Raw genomic sequence first — 16,030 nt, 5'->3', positions numbered from 1 at the left:
TCCCAACGTTGTCCCACAATTATTGAAGCGGATTTCCGACCAGTGAAAGCTCCGGGTTCCAATTCAAGGCTTCACGGCAAAAATCGCACGTGATGCGGACAATCGTATCGCCACTTTCTTCTCTCGATATTATAAGAGCCCGGTCTTCATCGGTCAAGGAATCAAACCCGAGCTGCGCTTCCGTCACCTGCGATTCAGCAAATTCAGCAATCTTCATACCGCAACAGCGACATGTGTAGCGTATGCTCATGTATATGCCACCCCCACACCATTTATCGATAGTATGGTCGTGAGAGTGGAAAATCATACTAGGACCGTCGGCTACTTCAATGCATTGAAGTGGTTCATCACTTTGAGAAAAGGCTCCCGGACCCACATGTTGGCCGCATCAGCCGCACGGCTTACCGCTTCGTCTATTTCCTTGCGTTCTCCCGATGGGAATGCCTGCAGCACGTAATCGCTGACGCTTCGGCCTGGTTCGGGTCTGCCGATGCCTACTTTGATCCGCTTAAATTCTTGTGTTCCCAGATGCTGAATCATTGATTTTATGCCATTGTGTCCGCCGGCGCTTCCTTTTTCCCGCAAACGAAGCTGTCCCGTAGGCAGATCGAGATCGTCAAAAATGACAACCAGATCATCCGGGGTCAATTTGTAGAAGCGCAGGATCTCGGCAACCGATTCGCCGGACAAGTTCATATAGGTCTGGGGCTTGACCAAGAGAACCTTCTCTCCCTGCGCGCGTCCCTCCCCGATGAGGGCCCGAAACTTATGGGAAGAGACGGGAATCCCCCAGTTCTCGCTAATTTTATCTATGGCCATAAAACCGGCATTATGTCTTGTATCCTCATATTTTTTCCCGGGGTTCCCGAGGCCGATCACTACTTTCACGCCGATTCCCTCCCTTTTCTTTTCCCATTGTACCTGAAACCGTTTGATTCGCAAGCCTTGAGCCTTGCTCATCCGGGGGGAGGAGCACAAAAAGGCCCCGGTGACAGCAACACCGGGGCCTGCCTGCTACACTTTTTTCGATTCCTCCGTCGAACCTGCAGCTTCGGCTGTCTCGGCCGCTTCCTGCTCGGCTTCCAGGGATTCCTCCGAAGCTGCTTTGACTGGCAGAATGCTGATCAGCACTTCCATCGAGTCCAGACCCACATCTACACCTGCCGGAATTTGCAGATCCTGAACCAGCACTACATCACCAATATTCAGCCCATCTACATTTACCGTGAACGATTCGGGGATATTTCCCGGCAGACAACTGATCTCTACACTGTGGCGAACCAGCGTCGCTACACCAAGCTCAGGATCACCTGTCATCAGAACAGGAACCGTCGTGTGGATTTTTTCATTCATATTGATTGCTTTGAAGTCAGCATGCAAGATATTCCCGGCCAAGGGATGACGCTGCAATTCGTACACCATCACATCGTGCTCCTGACCGTCTACCACCAACCGAAAAGGCTTGTTGGTTGCTTGAGTGCGCAGGGCAGCATCCAGCGCCCTTCCTTCGATCTGGATGGCCAGATTGCTGACATTCGTGCCGTACACAACAGCAGGCACCCAGCCCTTGCGTCGCAGCTCCCTGACGTAGTTGCCCGACTCCCGTTCACGTACCTGAGCCTTTATCGCTTCCACAAAAAAACCTCCTCTGGCTGCTAGGTAAAGTTTCCTTTCCTAGCTTGTCCATCGGAGGTTATTTCATTCCCCTCTGCCCAGGAGGAGGTTTTGGCGATTTTAGTCGAACAGCTTGCTGACCGAAAGCTCTTCGTGGACGCGAATAATCGCTTCCCCAATGATTGGAGCTACGGACAGAACCGTAATTTTATCTGTCAGCTTATCGTCACTGAGCGGAATCGAGTTGGTCACGATCAGTTCTTTGATCTTGGAGTTGGTAATGCGCTCGATTGCAGGTCCTGAGAGTACAGGATGCGTACAGCATGCGTATACATCACGAGCTCCTGCTTCCACCAGCGCATTGGCAGCCAGTGTAATCGTACCAGCTGTATCAATAATATCATCAATGATGATAGCCGTTTTGCCTTCGATGTTCCCTACGATATTCATGACTTCTGCCACGTTTGGTTCCGGACGGCGCTTGTCGATAATGGCAATTGGCGCTTCCAGACGTTCTGCCAGTTTACGTGCACGGGTAACACCGCCGTGATCCGGAGATACCACGACGATATCCTTGAGACCCTTTTCGGCAAAGTGCTTCGCCAAAATCGGCACTCCCAACAGATGATCAACCGGGATGTCGAAGAAGCCCTGAATTTGGGTCGCATGCAGGTCCATTGTGATCACGCGTTGCGCTCCTGCTGTCTCAATCAGATTGGCAACCAATTTCGCCGTGATCGGATCGCGTGCGCGGGCTTTGCGATCTTGACGGGCATAGCCGTAGTACGGAATGACGACGTTGATGCTTTTGGCGGAAGCGCGTTTCAATGCATCCACCATGACCAAAAGCTCCATCAAATGCTCGTTAACGGGAGCAGATGTCGGCTGAATGACAAATACGTCACAACCGCGAACACTTTCATTCAATTTAATTTGGCACTCTCCATCACTAAATTGAACAGCTTGCGCATTTCCAAGCGGCACACCGATGTGTTCAGCAATTTCCTTTGCCAGTTTCGGGTTTGCGTTGCACGTAAATACCTTCAGTTTTGGGTCGCGGTAGTTAGCCATGATCTTCTCAAGAACCTCCCGTTATGATTGCTTTTTGCCCTTGCGAGGCATTCTGTTGGCATAATCCAATTTGTTGACTTGTCTTTCCCGGGCGATAGCCAAAGCATTGTCCGGCACATCCTGGTTGATGGTAGAACCTGCTGCCACATAGGCGTTTTGTCCCACCGTGACAGGCGCGACCAGATTGGAATTGCACCCAATGAACGCGTTATCCTGCACCACCGTCTTGTGTTTGACAGCGCCGTCATAATTGACCGTAATCGTCCCACAGCCGATGTTGACGCCTTTTCCGATCTCGGCGTCTCCGACATAGCTGAGGTGGGGAATTTTGCTGCCTTCCCCGATTTTCGCATTTTTCAGTTCCACGAAATCACCGATCTTCACGCCAGGACCAATCTCTGAGCCTGGACGCACATAGGCGAACGGCCCTACTGTGCTGTTCACTGCCACACTTGCCTCTGCCATAACGGCATACGAAATGCTCACCTGGTCGGCCACCTGGACATCCGTCAAATCAGCTTGAGGTCCAATGACACAATCCGATCCGATGGTTGTCCGTCCGCGCAGAAAGGAGCCCGGTTGGATAATGGTATCTGCACCAATCGTGACATCCGCCTCAATATAGGTAGAGGCAGGATCGATGATGGTTACGCCGTTGCGCATATGCCCCAGCGCAATTCGGCGGCGAAGATAGGCTTCCGCATCCGCCAATTGTACGCGGTCATTGATCCCCATTGTTTCATCCGGATCTTCAGCTGCAAACCCAACTACTTTTTCATGCTGATTCCGCAAAATACTGACACAATCTGTTAGATAGTATTCACCTTGAGCGTTCTCGTTTTTCACTTCTTTCAAGGCGTTCCATAATTTGCGGTTGTCAAAACAGTATATGCCTGTATTAATCTCCGTGATCGCCCGTTCCTGCAGGCTCGCGTCCTTGTGTTCCACAATTCGCAATACTTCACCTGCCGAATCGCGCACAATTCTTCCGTATCCCGTCGGATCATTCAGAACGGCTGTGAGCACAGTCGCTGCCGCCTGCTGTTCCTCGTGATAGGCACGCAACGCTGTCAGCGTCTGTGCCGACAAGAGCGGAACGTCCCCGTATAAGAGAAAGGTGGTGCCTTCTTTATCTAGTAAAAACGGCTCTGCCTGTTGGACGGCATGCGCCGTTCCCAACTGCTTCTCCTGCAGTGCATACGTAATCCCGTCGCCCAGTTCGGCGCGGACAGCATCAGCACCATGGCCTACGACGACTACGATATCCTCGACCTGCATGGCAACCAGCGTATCCACGACATGCTGAACCATCGGCTTGCCGCATACCGGATGCAATACCTTGTGCAGTTTCGATTTCATCCGCGTCCCCTGACCGGCAGCCAGGACCACGGCATGTATCTTAGACATGTCAACCCTCCATCGTAGAAGTTCCACAATGACTATATCTTAATCATATGTGGATTTCAAGACACTCGATGCAGGATATCCCCGATTGTCTGAATATACCTTTGGGATTGACATACAACCGACAAGATTTAATCTTCTGGAAAAACTGTGATATATTGAGAAGAGAATTTGTTTTCGCTAAAAGGAGGCAAGAAATGAGTACGCAGATTTACTTGCTGACTGGCTTTTTAGGCAGTGGAAAAACAACACTCCTGCAAAACATGCTGGGCTCTTTGCGCGAGAAGGATGGCGAGGTCGTCATTCTGATGAACGAAATGGGAGAGGAAGATATAGACGGAGAACAGCTCCAAGGCTTCGGCTTTCCTGTGAAAAAAATGCTCGATGGCTGCATCTGCTGCTCCATCCGCGGCGAACTCACAGAAGGCTTGAAGGAAATCCTCAGCTCCTTTCAACCAGATAAAATTCTCATAGAAACAACCGGTGTCGCTGACCCGATCGATGTCGTCGACGGTCTGACCCATCCAGAGCTGTACGAAAGGATTCAATTAAAAGGGATCGTCAGTGTAGTGGATGCCTCCCGCTTTTTGGACCTGAACTCTCGTTTTCAATCGACTGCCTCTCTGGTCAAGACCATTCGCAATCAGGTTCGGTATGCCGACCTTTTGCTGGTGAACAAGACAGATTTGACTGCACCCAATATCCTCGTGAAGGTGAAGGACAAACTTCGGGAGTTGAATTCCCAGGCTCCGTTGCTAGAAACGATACGAAGCGAAGTCGATCTCGAAGTCATCTTTTCCGTCAAACGAATCTCTGCGCCAAGCCGGGAAGAGCAGACACCGACCATTGCCGTCCAAAAAAGCATAGGGCGCCTCTCTCCGATGGACAAGATCAAGCAATCGCTCGGACTGAAAACCAGCTCTCCCTCCCTATACAACAGTATTGAAACCTTCGCCTATCACTTCACAGGGAAAGTAGACGGCGAAAAATTCGAGGATTTTCTCTACGATCTTCCGAAAAACGTATATCGGGCAAAAGGCTATGTCCTTTTCCACGGCAAAGAGGAACTGATCTCGTTTCAGCATACGGACAACCAGGTGCTGATGTTCCCTTTTGAAAACTTCGGGCCCAAGATGGTAGCCGTCTTTATCGGAGAAGGCATGGATCAGGAAAAAATCATCCGCGATCTGGAGAAGTGTTATGCCGGATAAGACAGTGAAGCACCCTGCCTAGTGACAGGGTGCTTGTTTGTTCTCTTACGCACCAGCTTCGATTGTGCTCTCTTCTTCTTGTCCAACGCGATCGTATTCATTCAGTACAGCAGCTTGAATCTTTTCGCGTGTGGTCGACGAAATGGGATGGGCAATATCGCGGAATTCACCATCAGGTGTACGCTTGCTTGGCATCGCCACGAACATGCCATTGTTACCATCGATGACACGGATATCATGAACCACAAATTCATGGTCAATTGTAATGGACGCAATCGCTTTCATCCTACCATCCGTATTCACGCGGCGAAGTCTAACGTCTGTAACTTCCATCGAGTTCACTCCCTTTATCTATAAAAAACGTTTAGGAGTATTTCCACCCTTTGGGTAAATATTCCTGCTAACTTTATTTAAATTTTTCAAAAAAATATATAATAATAGGCAGGTCTGCAAATCTTTGCAATAAAACAGCCCAATGCACATGGCGCATCGGGCCGTTTTTATGATCTTTTCGACCTATTTCTCCGCCAGATAGGCGACAAATTCGATTTCTACCTTTACATCACGCGGCAGGCGCGCTACTTCTACAGTAGAACGAGCTGGCTTGTGGTCGCCAAAATGCTTGCCGTAGATTTCGTTCATTGGGGCAAAATCGTTCATGTCCTTGATGAACACCGTCGTCTTTACGATGTTGTTCAAGCTGCCACCAGCCTCAGCCAGTACCGCCTTGATGTTGGCAAGAACCTGTTCCGTCTGGGCTGTGATGTCTCCTTCTACCAGCGTTCCGTCTGCACGCAGAGGAATTTGTCCGGAAGCATACAGGAATGGACCTACCTGTGCAGCCTGGCTGTACGGGCCAATTGCTGAAGGCGCTTTATCCGTCGATAAAAAAGAGATTGCCATGAATCAAAAACTCCCTTCTGTAGTAGGTTCCCTATCAAAAAAACTGCCCAACTCGATCTCGATCTGTTTGCCCTTCACATCCACATCCTGCAGCTTGGCAAGCGAGACGTAGTCGTCCACCAGACGCTCCGAAACATCTGCGGTCGTCTCCACCAATACCCCGCAGCCAACTACGGTCGCCCGAAATTCCTGCAGCAAATCGATCATTCCGCGCAGCGTACCGCCGGCTTTCATGAAGTCGTCCACAATCAGGACACGCGACTGTTCAGCCAGTCCGCGCCGAGCCAGCGACATCGTCTGGATGCGTTTGCTCGAACCGGAAACGTAGTTGATGCTGACCACAGAGCCTTCTGTCACTTTGTTGTCTCGCCGTACGATGACGACTGGCACGTTGAGGTATGTCGCTGTCGCATAAGCGAGCGGGATGCCCTTGGTCTCGACGGTCATCACGACATCCACGTTTTTGTCTGCATACGCAGTCGCAAACAGCTTGCCGATCTGCGCCATCGTAGAAGGATTTCCGAGAATATCGGACATGTACAGATAGCCGCCCGGCAATAGACGCTCCGGATTGGCCAATTGATCGATCAATACGCGCATGAAGTGAAGCGCTTCCTCCGTCTTCATCTGAGGAATGTACTTCACTCCGCCAGCCGCTCCCGCCACCGTCTTCAACAAGCCAACACCCTGGACTTCAAACGCTTCCTTGATGATCGACAGGTCTTCGCTGATGGATGATTTCGCCGCACCGTACTGTTCGGCAAAAAGAGTGAGCGGAATCAGCGTATGAGGATGGGCAAGCAAGTGCTGCGTCATATCCACCAGACGTGCACTTCTACGCAACTTCTTCATGGCTCTTCCTCCAAAACCGAATATTATGGTGCTAATGTATCATTTATATACGTGTTCATGCAAGCATTTCCCCATCTTGTGTCCCTAACATTCGGACGACGAATACATCCTTCACAAATCCGCGAAGAGCATTGTAGATCCGATGCACCTTCGCCTCCTTTTGTACAAGCGCAAACACAGTAGGGCCGCTTCCCGACATCAGCACGCCATCAGCCCCGGAGGCAATCATCAAATCCTTGATCTGCCGTACCTGCGGCTGCATGTCCAGCGTTACCGTTTCGAGCACATTTCCAAGAGACTTGCACATCAGCGAAAAGTTCTGCTCCGAGATGGCTCGCAGCATCTGCCCAGTCGGAGGATGCGTTTCAATCTCAGCGGCTCGCAGCTGACCGTATACATCGGCTGTAGAGACTCCTACAGGTGGCTTTGCGAGAATCACCCAGCAGGCCGCTGGGGCCCCGAGATGCTCGATCTTTTCTCCCCGCCCTGTGGCCAGCGCTGTGCCGCCATAGATGCAAAAAGGGACATCAGAACCAATCTGCGCTCCCAGCTCAGCCAACTCGTCTTGTGTCAACTGCAAACCCCAGAGCTGATTCAGCCCGCGCAGTGTGGCGGCAGCGTCGCTGCTTCCGCCTGCCAGGCCGGCTGCTACAGGGATTTGTTTGTCGATATATACATGAACGCCTTGGCTCACCTGGTAACGCTCTTTCAACAGCGTTGCCGCCTTGTACGCGTGGTTGCGAATATCATCAGGTACGAAGCTGGCAGAGCAGTCCAGCGTAATCAGGCCATCCTCGCGCAGAGTCAAGTCTACACGATCTGCCAAGTCTACGGTGGTCATCACCATCTCCACTTCGTGATAACCATCCGGCCGCTTGGCGAGTACGTCGAGTGTTAAGTTGATTTTGGCCGGCGCTTTGACCGAGATACGCACGTTGTTCACCTCTGCCTACGTTCTATGATTCCTAGTTTTTGACCATATCGCAACGTATAAACCCCTTCTGTCATGCGTTACGATACAGCACGAATCAACTACCGCAAAAACGCGGTTGCTAACCTCTGAACTAACCTCGAATTACAGGTTTTCTTATTGTAGCATAGGGATTCTCTTCCTTGCCACTTGCAGCCTCAAAAGAATGCAGCCATAAGAAAAAGCCGGGGAATCCCCGGCCCTGTCAACGAGCTGATGTGTTGTTTTTATTGGCCAATGCTTCCTCGGCAATCTGAACCGCACGTTTCACCAGGTTACCTGCGTCGCGTGTCGTGATGGCGCCCCAGCCTTCTGCTTTTACCGTATCGTAAAATCCCAGCTCTTTGGCTAACTCCATCTTGAACTCTTCAGACATGATGCCTCGTCTGCGACCCATAACCAACCTCCCTTTCGTTGACACTGGTAGTATGTACGCTACGAGCAAAAATAAAACAGTAGAACCCGAGGGTTCTACTGTTGTACAAATGTGATGCGAATGTGCTCGTTATCCCGGCACACCGTCAACTCTACTGTTTCTGTCAAGATGTCGGCATAGCTGTAAGAAACCCGCTCGAAAAGCTGATCATCATCCAGCTTTACTACAAACACAGATGGGTACGTTTCTTCGAGGATGCCACTTCGTTCGACGGTTTTGCGGCGGCCGCCATTTGCCTTCAGCATGATGCGTTCACCGATGTGTCCGTCTAAACTACGCTTAATGTCAAGCAACGCATTTCTTGCCATTGTTCCATCCACCTCGCTTGGTTCCATTATAACAGCATACGCTTATTTTGTCAAAGAAATAAAAAATTATAGCAATCCAGCCGAGATTTTGTCAACGGCCTTTTTTTCACTATTTACGTAGATATTTGTCATTAGGGTATTCACAACTGCCAGAAGATACATAAAAGCCCCCATTTTGGCGTTTATGGTCCAAAACAGGGGCTTTTTCCAATTTATTTCGCAATCAAACCGCGGCGAATGCTTTCGTTCGCCAGACGGGCAAACTCCTCCATGCTCAGCGTCTCACCTCGACGCGTCGGCTCGATCCCAATATCTGTAAGCATCTGTACTACTTCTTCTTTTTGCGTTTTAGGAAACAGACCGTTCATGAGGTTGTTCAAAAGCGTCTTTCTGCGCAGGGCGAACGAGCCTTTGACCACCCGAAAAAACACGTCCACATCATCCACCTCGACAGGCGGTTTCTCTCGCACCTGTAAGCGAATGACAGCAGAATCTACGTTTGGTCTCGGTATAAACACACTAGCAGGAACAATCATCGCCACTTGTGTCCGGGCATAGAATTGGGCCGCTACACTCAGCGAACCGTATTCCTTGGAGCCCGGTTTGGCTGCGATACGCTCTGCTACTTCCTTTTGAATCATGACGACGATATTTTCCAAGGGCAGGCGTTCTTCCAACAGCTTCATCAGGATGGGCGTCGTCACGTAATAAGGGAGATTTGCCACCACGCTAATCTTGTCGAAGCCTGATAGCTTTTCGGCGAGCAAAGCATGCAAGTCCAGATCAAGGACGTCTCCGTGAACTACTTCAATATTTTCATAGGGTGACAGCGTGTCGGACAAAATCGGCAGCAATCGCTGGTCGATCTCGATCGCCATTACTTTGCCGGCAGCTCGTCCCAATTGTTCCGTCAATGCGCCGATCCCTGGTCCAATCTCGATGGCTGCTTTCTCCTTGGTCAGATCCGCTGCTTCTATAATATTGTGCAGGATATTGGTGTCGATCAGGAAATTTTGGCCCAGGCTCTTTTTAAAGGAGAAACCGTACTTTTCTAGGACCTCCTTGGTGCGTGTAGGCGTCGCGATGTCCTTCCCGGTTGTCTGCGTCATCCCTGCTCCTCCTCTTTGTCGATGGCTTCGATAGCTGCCTCAAAATCTTCACGGCTGATCTGGAAGGCATTCAGCCGTTGCAGCATCTGCTTGGCATTGGCGTATCCAATCCCCAACCGCTCCCCCAGCTTGACCCGGCGCTCCTTGGAATCCGGCCCCGAAGTCAGTCCGCAGGCCAGCAAATCATCAGAGGTAAGCTCTCCTGCCGTTTCCGCCATCTCGGTGTGTACATCGGACAAGGCTTTGATGATCACCTCTGGTGAGGCATTCTCCACGCCGATATCCCCTTTTCTCGTACCGTCTTCCCGTGTGATGAAAGCATGCTTGCATCCCGGTACAGCCCGGCTGATAATCTTGCGTATGCGTTCACCCGGGTAGTCGGGATCTGTAAAAATAATGACGCCGCGCTTCTTTTGCGCCAGGCGGATTTTCTCAATGGTCCTGTCGTTTATGGCTGAGCCGCCCGTCTCAATCGTATCGGCGTTGACAGCCCGCTTGATGGCTGCCGTATCGTCTCTGCCCTCCACTACGATGAGTTCCTTGATTTTCATCGACTTACTCCTACTTTCCTGCAAAATCACCAGCATGTCTTATCTTGAAAAATTGGCGTCGCAACCCCCAAAAAACTGAAACGTTTTTCCCTTGGCTGCGTCTTATTATCAAATAGCTTACCACGATTTTTGTTTCCTCACCAAACGATCGATCTCTTCCCTAAAAAAACAGAAGACAGGAGCTGATCGCTCCTGCCTTACGGTTTATGTGGTCCAATGATATAGACCGTTCGGTTCCGCTTGCGCCCAAACTGGACTGCCTCTGAATTGGTGTTCACAAACACGTCAATTTTATTGCCGCGTACGGCTCCACCTACGTCTTCAGCTCGACGGTATCCAACCCCGTCGATATACACCCACCATCCCAAAGGAATCACCTTTGGATCGACCGCAATGGTGTGACCCGGTTTTGCCATTACACCCGTCGCCGTGCGGCCATAGCCAGGCGAATTCACAGGCTTTCCACCCCCAGCGGGAGAATAGGCTGTCAGGGTAACTCCGTTCAGTACTTTCTTCGGCCGAAATGCTTTTCCACCACGGGAGACCATTCCCGCTGATGCGACCAAGGCAGGCTGCGATTCATCATCCAGACGATTTGGAGCTTCTGGAACTGCTGTGCCGACCGCCACGACCTTGTCTTTTTTTACTGTAAGTACATCTCGTTTCACCAGTTCACGGGAGACTTCTTTGCCGTCTTCCATGACCAGCTTGTAGTGTGCAATTGCCTTACCTTCTTGACCATCCTGAATGACTTTCGTGTTCCCCTTTGTCAAGGAGGCGTCATTCTTGCGGATCTCTTGAAAGGTGACGCGTTCTTCCTCTTGTACCATCTCGATCGCAACACGCTTCACTTGAATCGCGGACCCTTTGCTAAGAGAGGTATTCAACGCCGGTTCTACCCGGTCCAACTCACCTAGCGCAATGTTGCCGTCCTTCAACACACCAGCAACAGAGCGACTACGTGACTGTATCATTTTTGTCTGCCCGTCTACCTGGACAGGAATCGTCCAGCTTGTATCTAAAGTAATATTCATTCCGCTCGTAAGTTTTGTCTTAGGTGTTGGTTGAAGGGAATCCCTTTCCGTTACCGTAATGTTTCGTTCGGCTAGAAATTGCTCGACGGTATCTGCTTTTGAACCTACCGTCTGACTCTCTCCGTCTAACGTAAAAGTGACCATTTTTGGCTGGGTAGCCTGGGCAGAGAAATAGCCAATCATGGGAACGAGTATAAGGGCCAGAATGCCGAAGAGGACGAGTCCCCTGTTCTTATACCTGTCCCACATCCTGCTTAATTCCATTTCCCACACTCCTTTTTTACTCGAAAAGCCCGAGGGCCTTTCTCCGTCTAGCCAGGTAAGGGTCGATGTAATTGCACTAATATTCTGGAAGTGGCCGATACTGAAGAAGGTCGGTTTTGATTGTATGTTACTTTTTCGGCTTTGTCAAATTTCCCCTTCCTGGCTGCAGCGATGCTGGTAACAGACTAGCAAAAACAGTCTGGCGAATGGAAGCTGTTTTCTGTCGAGTCTCTATGTCGATGGAAGCTGAATCGTTCGACACATTGTACATGGTATGCCAAGCAAAAAAAGAGTAGAACGGCGAATTCTTGACGCTTTTCATAGAAAAAACCGGGAAAATCACGATTTGATGCGTGATTGCCCGGTTTTTTTTGGCGCAAATCTTTTTTTAGGATTCGAGACGGAACAGCCTTCTGGCATTGTCAGAAGTAATCTTCGCCATCTCCTCATAGGAAAGCCCGTGCAGGCTGGCCATTTCCTCGCAAACATAGCGAACATAGCCGCTCTCATTTCGCTTTCCGCGGAACGGGTGGGGGGTCAAATAGGGGCAGTCCGTCTCGATCAGCAGGCGATCGAGCGGTACTTTGGCTGCCACCTCTTTGGGCTGCTTGGCGTTTTTGAACGTCAACGGACCGCCAAACGAGATGTAAAAATTCATATTCAACGCGAGCTTCGCAGTCTCCCAGCTTCCGGAAAAGCAGTGCATGATGCCGCCTACCTCGCTTGCCTTCTCTTCTTTGAGAATGGAGATGACATCTTGATGAGCGTCGCGATTGTGAATGATAATCGGCTTATCCAGCTTGCGGGCGAGGCGGATCTGCTTGCGGAACACCTCTGCCTGCACATCGCGAGGGGACGTATCCCAGTGGTAATCCAGACCCATTTCTCCAAGCCCAACGACTTTGGGATGGCGGCTCAGCTCCTCGATCCACTCCAGATGCTCATCGGTCATGTCCTTGGCGTCCTGGGGATGCCAGCCGATTACCGCGTAGATAAAATCATAGTTGTCCGCAAGCTCGAGGCAGGTCGGGATCGTCTCGGCATTGAAGCCGATATTGACAATGGTATCCACACCGTTCTCTTTGGCACGGGCAATCACTGCTTCCCGGTCTTCGTCAAATTCTTTCGCATTCAGATGCGCATGTGTTTCAAATAACAAAGCAAGATCCTTCCTTTCCAGACCGCTTACTTGACGATGGCACCGTTCGGCATGCTTGGATCTACGGTTGCCAGCGTCAATTGGTCTCCCTCAGATGCTGCCAGAATCATTCCCTGCGACATTTCACCACGCAGCTTCACTGGCTTTAGATTGGCTACCAGGATCACTTTTTTGCCCACCATCTCTTCCGGGCTGTAGTACTTGGCGATGCCAGAGACGACCTGACGTTTTTCATAGCCGAGATCAAGCTGGAGCACCAGCAATTTGTCAGCGTTCGGATGTTTGGCACATTCTACGACTTGGGCCACTCGCAATTCTACCTTGGCGAAGTCATCGATGCCGATTTCCTCTCTGGCATCTGCCGGTTTCTCTGCAGTTGCAGCCGCTTTCTCTGGATTGTTTGTTTCGCTCACGCTTTTCCCTCCTGCCAATGCTTCCTGCTTCTTCTTGTTTTCCTCTGCCTGACGGCGTGCTTCTGCCGTAGATTCATCGATAAAGGCCAGTTCTGCCGCTACATCCAGACGCGGGAAGAGCAGTTCTTTGCGGCTGACAGTGCTGCCTGCCGGCAAGCCGCCCCATACACCTGCAGACTCCCAGCTGGTCGCTTCCGCATTTCCCAAGATCCCGAGCTGATCCCAAATTTTTGCCGGGGCTTTCGTCATGAATGGCTGGATGAGAATGGAACTGATCCGAATGCTCTCCGCCAGATTGTACATGACGGTAGCCAGACGGCCTTTGGTTTCTTCGGACTTCGCCAGGTTCCATGGCATGGTTTCATCGATGTACTTGTTAGTGCGTCCTACCAGCTCCCAGATGTGAGCGAGCGCATTGCTAAAGCGCATTTCCTCGACGTGGCCTTCCACCAGCGCTTTGGTTTTGACTGCCAGGCTGATCAGGTCGTCATCCGGTTCTCCCGCATCCTGCGGAGCCGGAACGATTCCGTCGTAGTATTTTTCGATCATCGTCGCCGTGCGGCTCAAGAGGTTGCCGATGTCGTTGGCGAGATCGTAATTCAGACGTTGTACAAAGGATTCCGGTGTAAAGACGCCGTCTTGGCCAAAATTGATTTCGCGCAGCAGGAAGTATCGCACGCTATCGGAGCCGTAACGCTCGATCAACAGCTTCGGATCGATCACATTCCCTTTGGACTTGGACATTTTTCCATCCGGCATCAAGAGCCAGCCATGTCCAAACACTTGCTTCGGCAACGGAATATCCAGAGCCATCAGCAGGATCGGCCAGTAAATGGTGTGGAAACGCAGGATGTCCTTGCCGACCATGTGCACGTCCGCTGGCCAGTAGCGGCGATACTTGCTGTCATCGTCCGTCAGATAGCCCAGTGCGGAAATATAGTTGGTCAACGCGTCGATCCAGACGTAGATCACATGCTTCGGATCGCTCGGAACCTTGATGCCCCAGTCAAATGTGCTGCGGGAGACGGAGAGATCCTGCAGACCAGGCTTCAGGAAGTTGTTGATCATTTCATTGCGGCGGCTCTCCGGCTGAATGAACTCCGGATGCTCTTCGATGTACTTGAGCAGGCGATCCTGGTATTTCGACATGCGGAAGAAGTAGTTTTGCTCTTTTACTTTCTTCACTTCACGTCCGCAGTCCGGACAGATGTAGCCCTTGTCCGTCTTGCACTGGGTCTCGGTCCAGAACGCCTCATCCGGCACACAGTAATAGCCCTCGTACTCGCCCAGATAAATATCATCCTGATCGAGCAGCCGCTGGAAGATCTTTTCCACCACTTCCTTGTGGCGTGGCTGGGTGGTGCGAATAAAGTCGTCGTAGGAAATATCCAGTCTATCCCACAGGTCGCGAATCCAGTCTACAATCGGATCGATAAACTCCAGCGGCTGTTTGCCGTCCTCGGCTGCACGCTCCTGCAGCTTTTGCCCGTGCTCATCTGTCCCTGTCAGATAGTAGACATCGTATCCGCGCAGTCGTTTGTAGCGGGCTAACGCATCACAGGCGATGGTAGTATACGCATTCCCGATGTGCAGCTTGTTGCTCGGATAGTAGATCGGTGTCGTAATGTAATACGTTGGTTTCATAGCGACAAAACCCCTCCAAAAAGACATGTAAATATAGAAAAGCCCGCCCCAGATTGGGACGAGCTTGATCTCGCGGTACCACCCAAATACTCCGTTCCCTCACGGCGAACGGACTTGAGGAGTCAATCGTTGACTCCGCCCATAACGCGGGCATGCGTCGCAAACTACTGCAGCCAGAAAAAAGCATCTGCTCGTTCATCTGCGAAACTCAGGGGCCATCTTCAGCCTGCTCGCTTATGCCGGTTTGCAGCTACCCCGGCTCTCTGCAATAAGGAGTGTCGGCTTACTCTTCCCTTCATCGTCTGCTCTCGATATTATCATCTATTTTACACGAGCGGCCCGTTTTGTAAACATCTCCTCGCCTATCTTTTAAGCGATAGCGTGATTCGACAAAACCGGGGAACATGCCTAAAAAACAGAGGAAATGTCGAATGTATACATATTATTCGACAAAATACGACTTTCTCTACAATTTCTTTTCCCAGTAATTTTTATCCATAAAATTTTCCAGATAGCTTTTTATCCATCAATAAATGCTGATATATCAATATTTACAATTTCAAAAAACACTTTTCTCTTCAAAAAAATAACAAAATCATGTTGACACGTTTGGGAATCGCTGGTATGATAAACGCAACTGAAAATGTCGAATATTGACGATTAATAGTGGTATTCACAAAATAGCAAAACATCGCTAGCTTTTGGGAGGAGATCAACCAATGATGAAATCAACTGGTATTGTACGTAAAGTGGACGAGCTCGGCCGCGTGGTGATTCCAATCGAATTGCGCCGTACGCTGGGAATCGCAGAAAAAGACGCTTTGGAGATCTACGTGGATGGCGAGCGCATTATCTTGAAAAAATATGAGCCAGCATGTATTTTCTGTGGTAACGCAGATAAAGTATCTCATTTTAAAGGTAAAATTGTTTGCCAGGATTGCCTGACTGAATTGCCTGTAGCAAAACGCTAAAACTCTTATACGTAAATCCAACGAGCCTTTTACCAGCTATCGTCTGATCTGTCCTGGTTTGAGGCTTTTTTTGTTGTGGTTCAACAGCTGTAGTGGCGGGGAGGAAAAAGGGGAAA

At 50.4% G+C, this 16,030-nt stretch carries 18 protein-coding genes and 1 other annotated feature; of the genes, 2 read left to right on the top strand and 16 right to left on the bottom strand.

Features of this window, described 5'->3' with window-relative positions:
- Positions 1 to 19: 19 nt before the first annotated feature.
- The 5 genes from EDM58_RS06450 to glmU form a co-directional block, all read right to left on the bottom strand.
- Positions 20 to 250: an anti-sigma-F factor Fin gene (locus EDM58_RS06450; protein ID WP_122912610.1), complete on the bottom strand. Its 231-nt coding sequence runs from the start codon at positions 248 to 250 to the stop codon at positions 20 to 22.
- Between the two features lie 71 nt (positions 251 to 321).
- On the bottom strand, positions 322 to 888 hold the full coding sequence (gene pth / locus EDM58_RS06445; RefSeq protein ID WP_122912609.1) for an aminoacyl-tRNA hydrolase: 567 nt from the start codon (positions 886 to 888) through the stop codon (positions 322 to 324).
- Positions 889 to 1,014: 126 nt separating this feature from the next.
- Entirely contained in the window at positions 1,015 to 1,635 is a 621-nt protein-coding gene (locus tag EDM58_RS06440) for a 50S ribosomal protein L25 (protein ID WP_122912608.1), read from the bottom strand.
- A gap of 99 nt (positions 1,636 to 1,734) precedes the next feature.
- On the bottom strand, positions 1,735 to 2,685 hold the full coding sequence (locus EDM58_RS06435) for a ribose-phosphate diphosphokinase (RefSeq protein ID WP_122912607.1): 951 nt from the start codon (positions 2,683 to 2,685) through the stop codon (positions 1,735 to 1,737).
- Positions 2,686 to 2,706: 21 nt separating this feature from the next.
- Positions 2,707 to 4,092, bottom strand: a complete 1,386-nt coding sequence (gene glmU, locus EDM58_RS06430; protein WP_122912606.1) for a bifunctional UDP-N-acetylglucosamine diphosphorylase/glucosamine-1-phosphate N-acetyltransferase GlmU — start codon at positions 4,090 to 4,092, stop codon at positions 2,707 to 2,709.
- A 194-nt stretch (positions 4,093 to 4,286) separates the two neighbouring features.
- On the opposite strand from glmU, the gene EDM58_RS06425 reads away from it, so the two are divergent.
- The gene (locus EDM58_RS06425) at positions 4,287 to 5,300 is read left to right on the top strand and encodes a CobW family GTP-binding protein (RefSeq protein ID WP_122912605.1); all 1,014 of its coding nucleotides are present in this window, start codon (positions 4,287 to 4,289) and stop codon (positions 5,298 to 5,300) included.
- Between the two features lie 45 nt (positions 5,301 to 5,345).
- Here EDM58_RS06425 and spoVG read toward each other — a convergent pair whose 3' ends face one another.
- The 11 genes from spoVG to metG form a co-directional block, all read right to left on the bottom strand.
- The gene (spoVG, locus tag EDM58_RS06420) at positions 5,346 to 5,633 is read right to left on the bottom strand and encodes a septation regulator SpoVG (RefSeq protein ID WP_023558909.1); all 288 of its coding nucleotides are present in this window, start codon (positions 5,631 to 5,633) and stop codon (positions 5,346 to 5,348) included.
- A 183-nt stretch (positions 5,634 to 5,816) separates the two neighbouring features.
- Positions 5,817 to 6,203 (bottom strand): RidA family protein, encoded by a 387-nt coding sequence (locus EDM58_RS06415; protein WP_122912604.1) that lies wholly within the window; start codon positions 6,201 to 6,203, stop codon positions 5,817 to 5,819.
- Positions 6,204 to 6,206: 3 nt separating this feature from the next.
- Positions 6,207 to 7,055, bottom strand: coding sequence for a pur operon repressor (purR, locus tag EDM58_RS06410; RefSeq protein ID WP_023558911.1), 849 nt, complete (start codon positions 7,053 to 7,055; stop codon positions 6,207 to 6,209).
- Positions 7,056 to 7,110: 55 nt separating this feature from the next.
- Complete coding sequence (ispE, locus tag EDM58_RS06405) at positions 7,111 to 7,989, bottom strand: 4-(cytidine 5'-diphospho)-2-C-methyl-D-erythritol kinase (RefSeq protein ID WP_023558912.1); 879 nt, start codon at positions 7,987 to 7,989, stop codon at positions 7,111 to 7,113.
- 241 nt (positions 7,990 to 8,230) lie between these two features.
- Entirely contained in the window at positions 8,231 to 8,422 is a 192-nt protein-coding gene (locus EDM58_RS06400) for a small, acid-soluble spore protein, alpha/beta type (protein ID WP_023558913.1), read from the bottom strand.
- Between the two features lie 74 nt (positions 8,423 to 8,496).
- A complete protein-coding gene (gene veg, locus EDM58_RS06395) occupies positions 8,497 to 8,769 on the bottom strand; it encodes a biofilm formation stimulator Veg (protein WP_023558914.1) in 273 nt (90 codons plus the stop codon).
- 212 nt (positions 8,770 to 8,981) lie between these two features.
- Positions 8,982 to 9,878: a 16S rRNA (adenine(1518)-N(6)/adenine(1519)-N(6))-dimethyltransferase RsmA gene (rsmA, locus tag EDM58_RS06390; protein WP_122912603.1), complete on the bottom strand. Its 897-nt coding sequence runs from the start codon at positions 9,876 to 9,878 to the stop codon at positions 8,982 to 8,984.
- Positions 9,875 to 10,429: a ribonuclease M5 gene (gene rnmV, locus EDM58_RS06385; RefSeq protein ID WP_023558916.1), complete on the bottom strand. Its 555-nt coding sequence runs from the start codon at positions 10,427 to 10,429 to the stop codon at positions 9,875 to 9,877. Before rnmV ends, rsmA begins: the two co-directional genes overlap by 4 nt.
- Before the next feature lie 197 nt (positions 10,430 to 10,626).
- Positions 10,627 to 11,727, bottom strand: coding sequence for a resuscitation-promoting factor (locus EDM58_RS06380; RefSeq protein ID WP_122912602.1), 1,101 nt, complete (start codon positions 11,725 to 11,727; stop codon positions 10,627 to 10,629).
- A gap of 388 nt (positions 11,728 to 12,115) precedes the next feature.
- Entirely contained in the window at positions 12,116 to 12,886 is a 771-nt protein-coding gene (locus tag EDM58_RS06375; RefSeq protein WP_122912601.1) for a TatD family hydrolase, read from the bottom strand.
- A 26-nt stretch (positions 12,887 to 12,912) separates the two neighbouring features.
- Positions 12,913 to 14,943 carry a methionine--tRNA ligase gene (metG, locus tag EDM58_RS06370; protein ID WP_122912600.1) on the bottom strand — a complete coding sequence of 677 codons (2,031 nt, stop codon included), beginning with the start codon at positions 14,941 to 14,943 and terminating at the stop codon, positions 12,913 to 12,915.
- A 51-nt stretch (positions 14,944 to 14,994) separates the two neighbouring features.
- Positions 14,995 to 15,251: a binding site (T-box leader), on the bottom strand.
- A 411-nt stretch (positions 15,252 to 15,662) separates the two neighbouring features.
- Here metG and EDM58_RS06365 point away from each other — a divergent pair.
- Complete coding sequence (locus EDM58_RS06365; RefSeq protein WP_122912599.1) at positions 15,663 to 15,914, top strand: AbrB/MazE/SpoVT family DNA-binding domain-containing protein; 252 nt, start codon at positions 15,663 to 15,665, stop codon at positions 15,912 to 15,914.
- Positions 15,915 to 16,030 lie beyond the last annotated feature (116 nt).

Source organism: Brevibacillus panacihumi, assembly GCF_003710985.1.
Lineage (GTDB): Bacteria > Bacillota > Bacilli > Brevibacillales > Brevibacillaceae > Brevibacillus > Brevibacillus panacihumi.
Note: the sequence above shows the minus strand (reverse complement) of the source record. Positions and strands in the feature narration are given on the sequence as shown.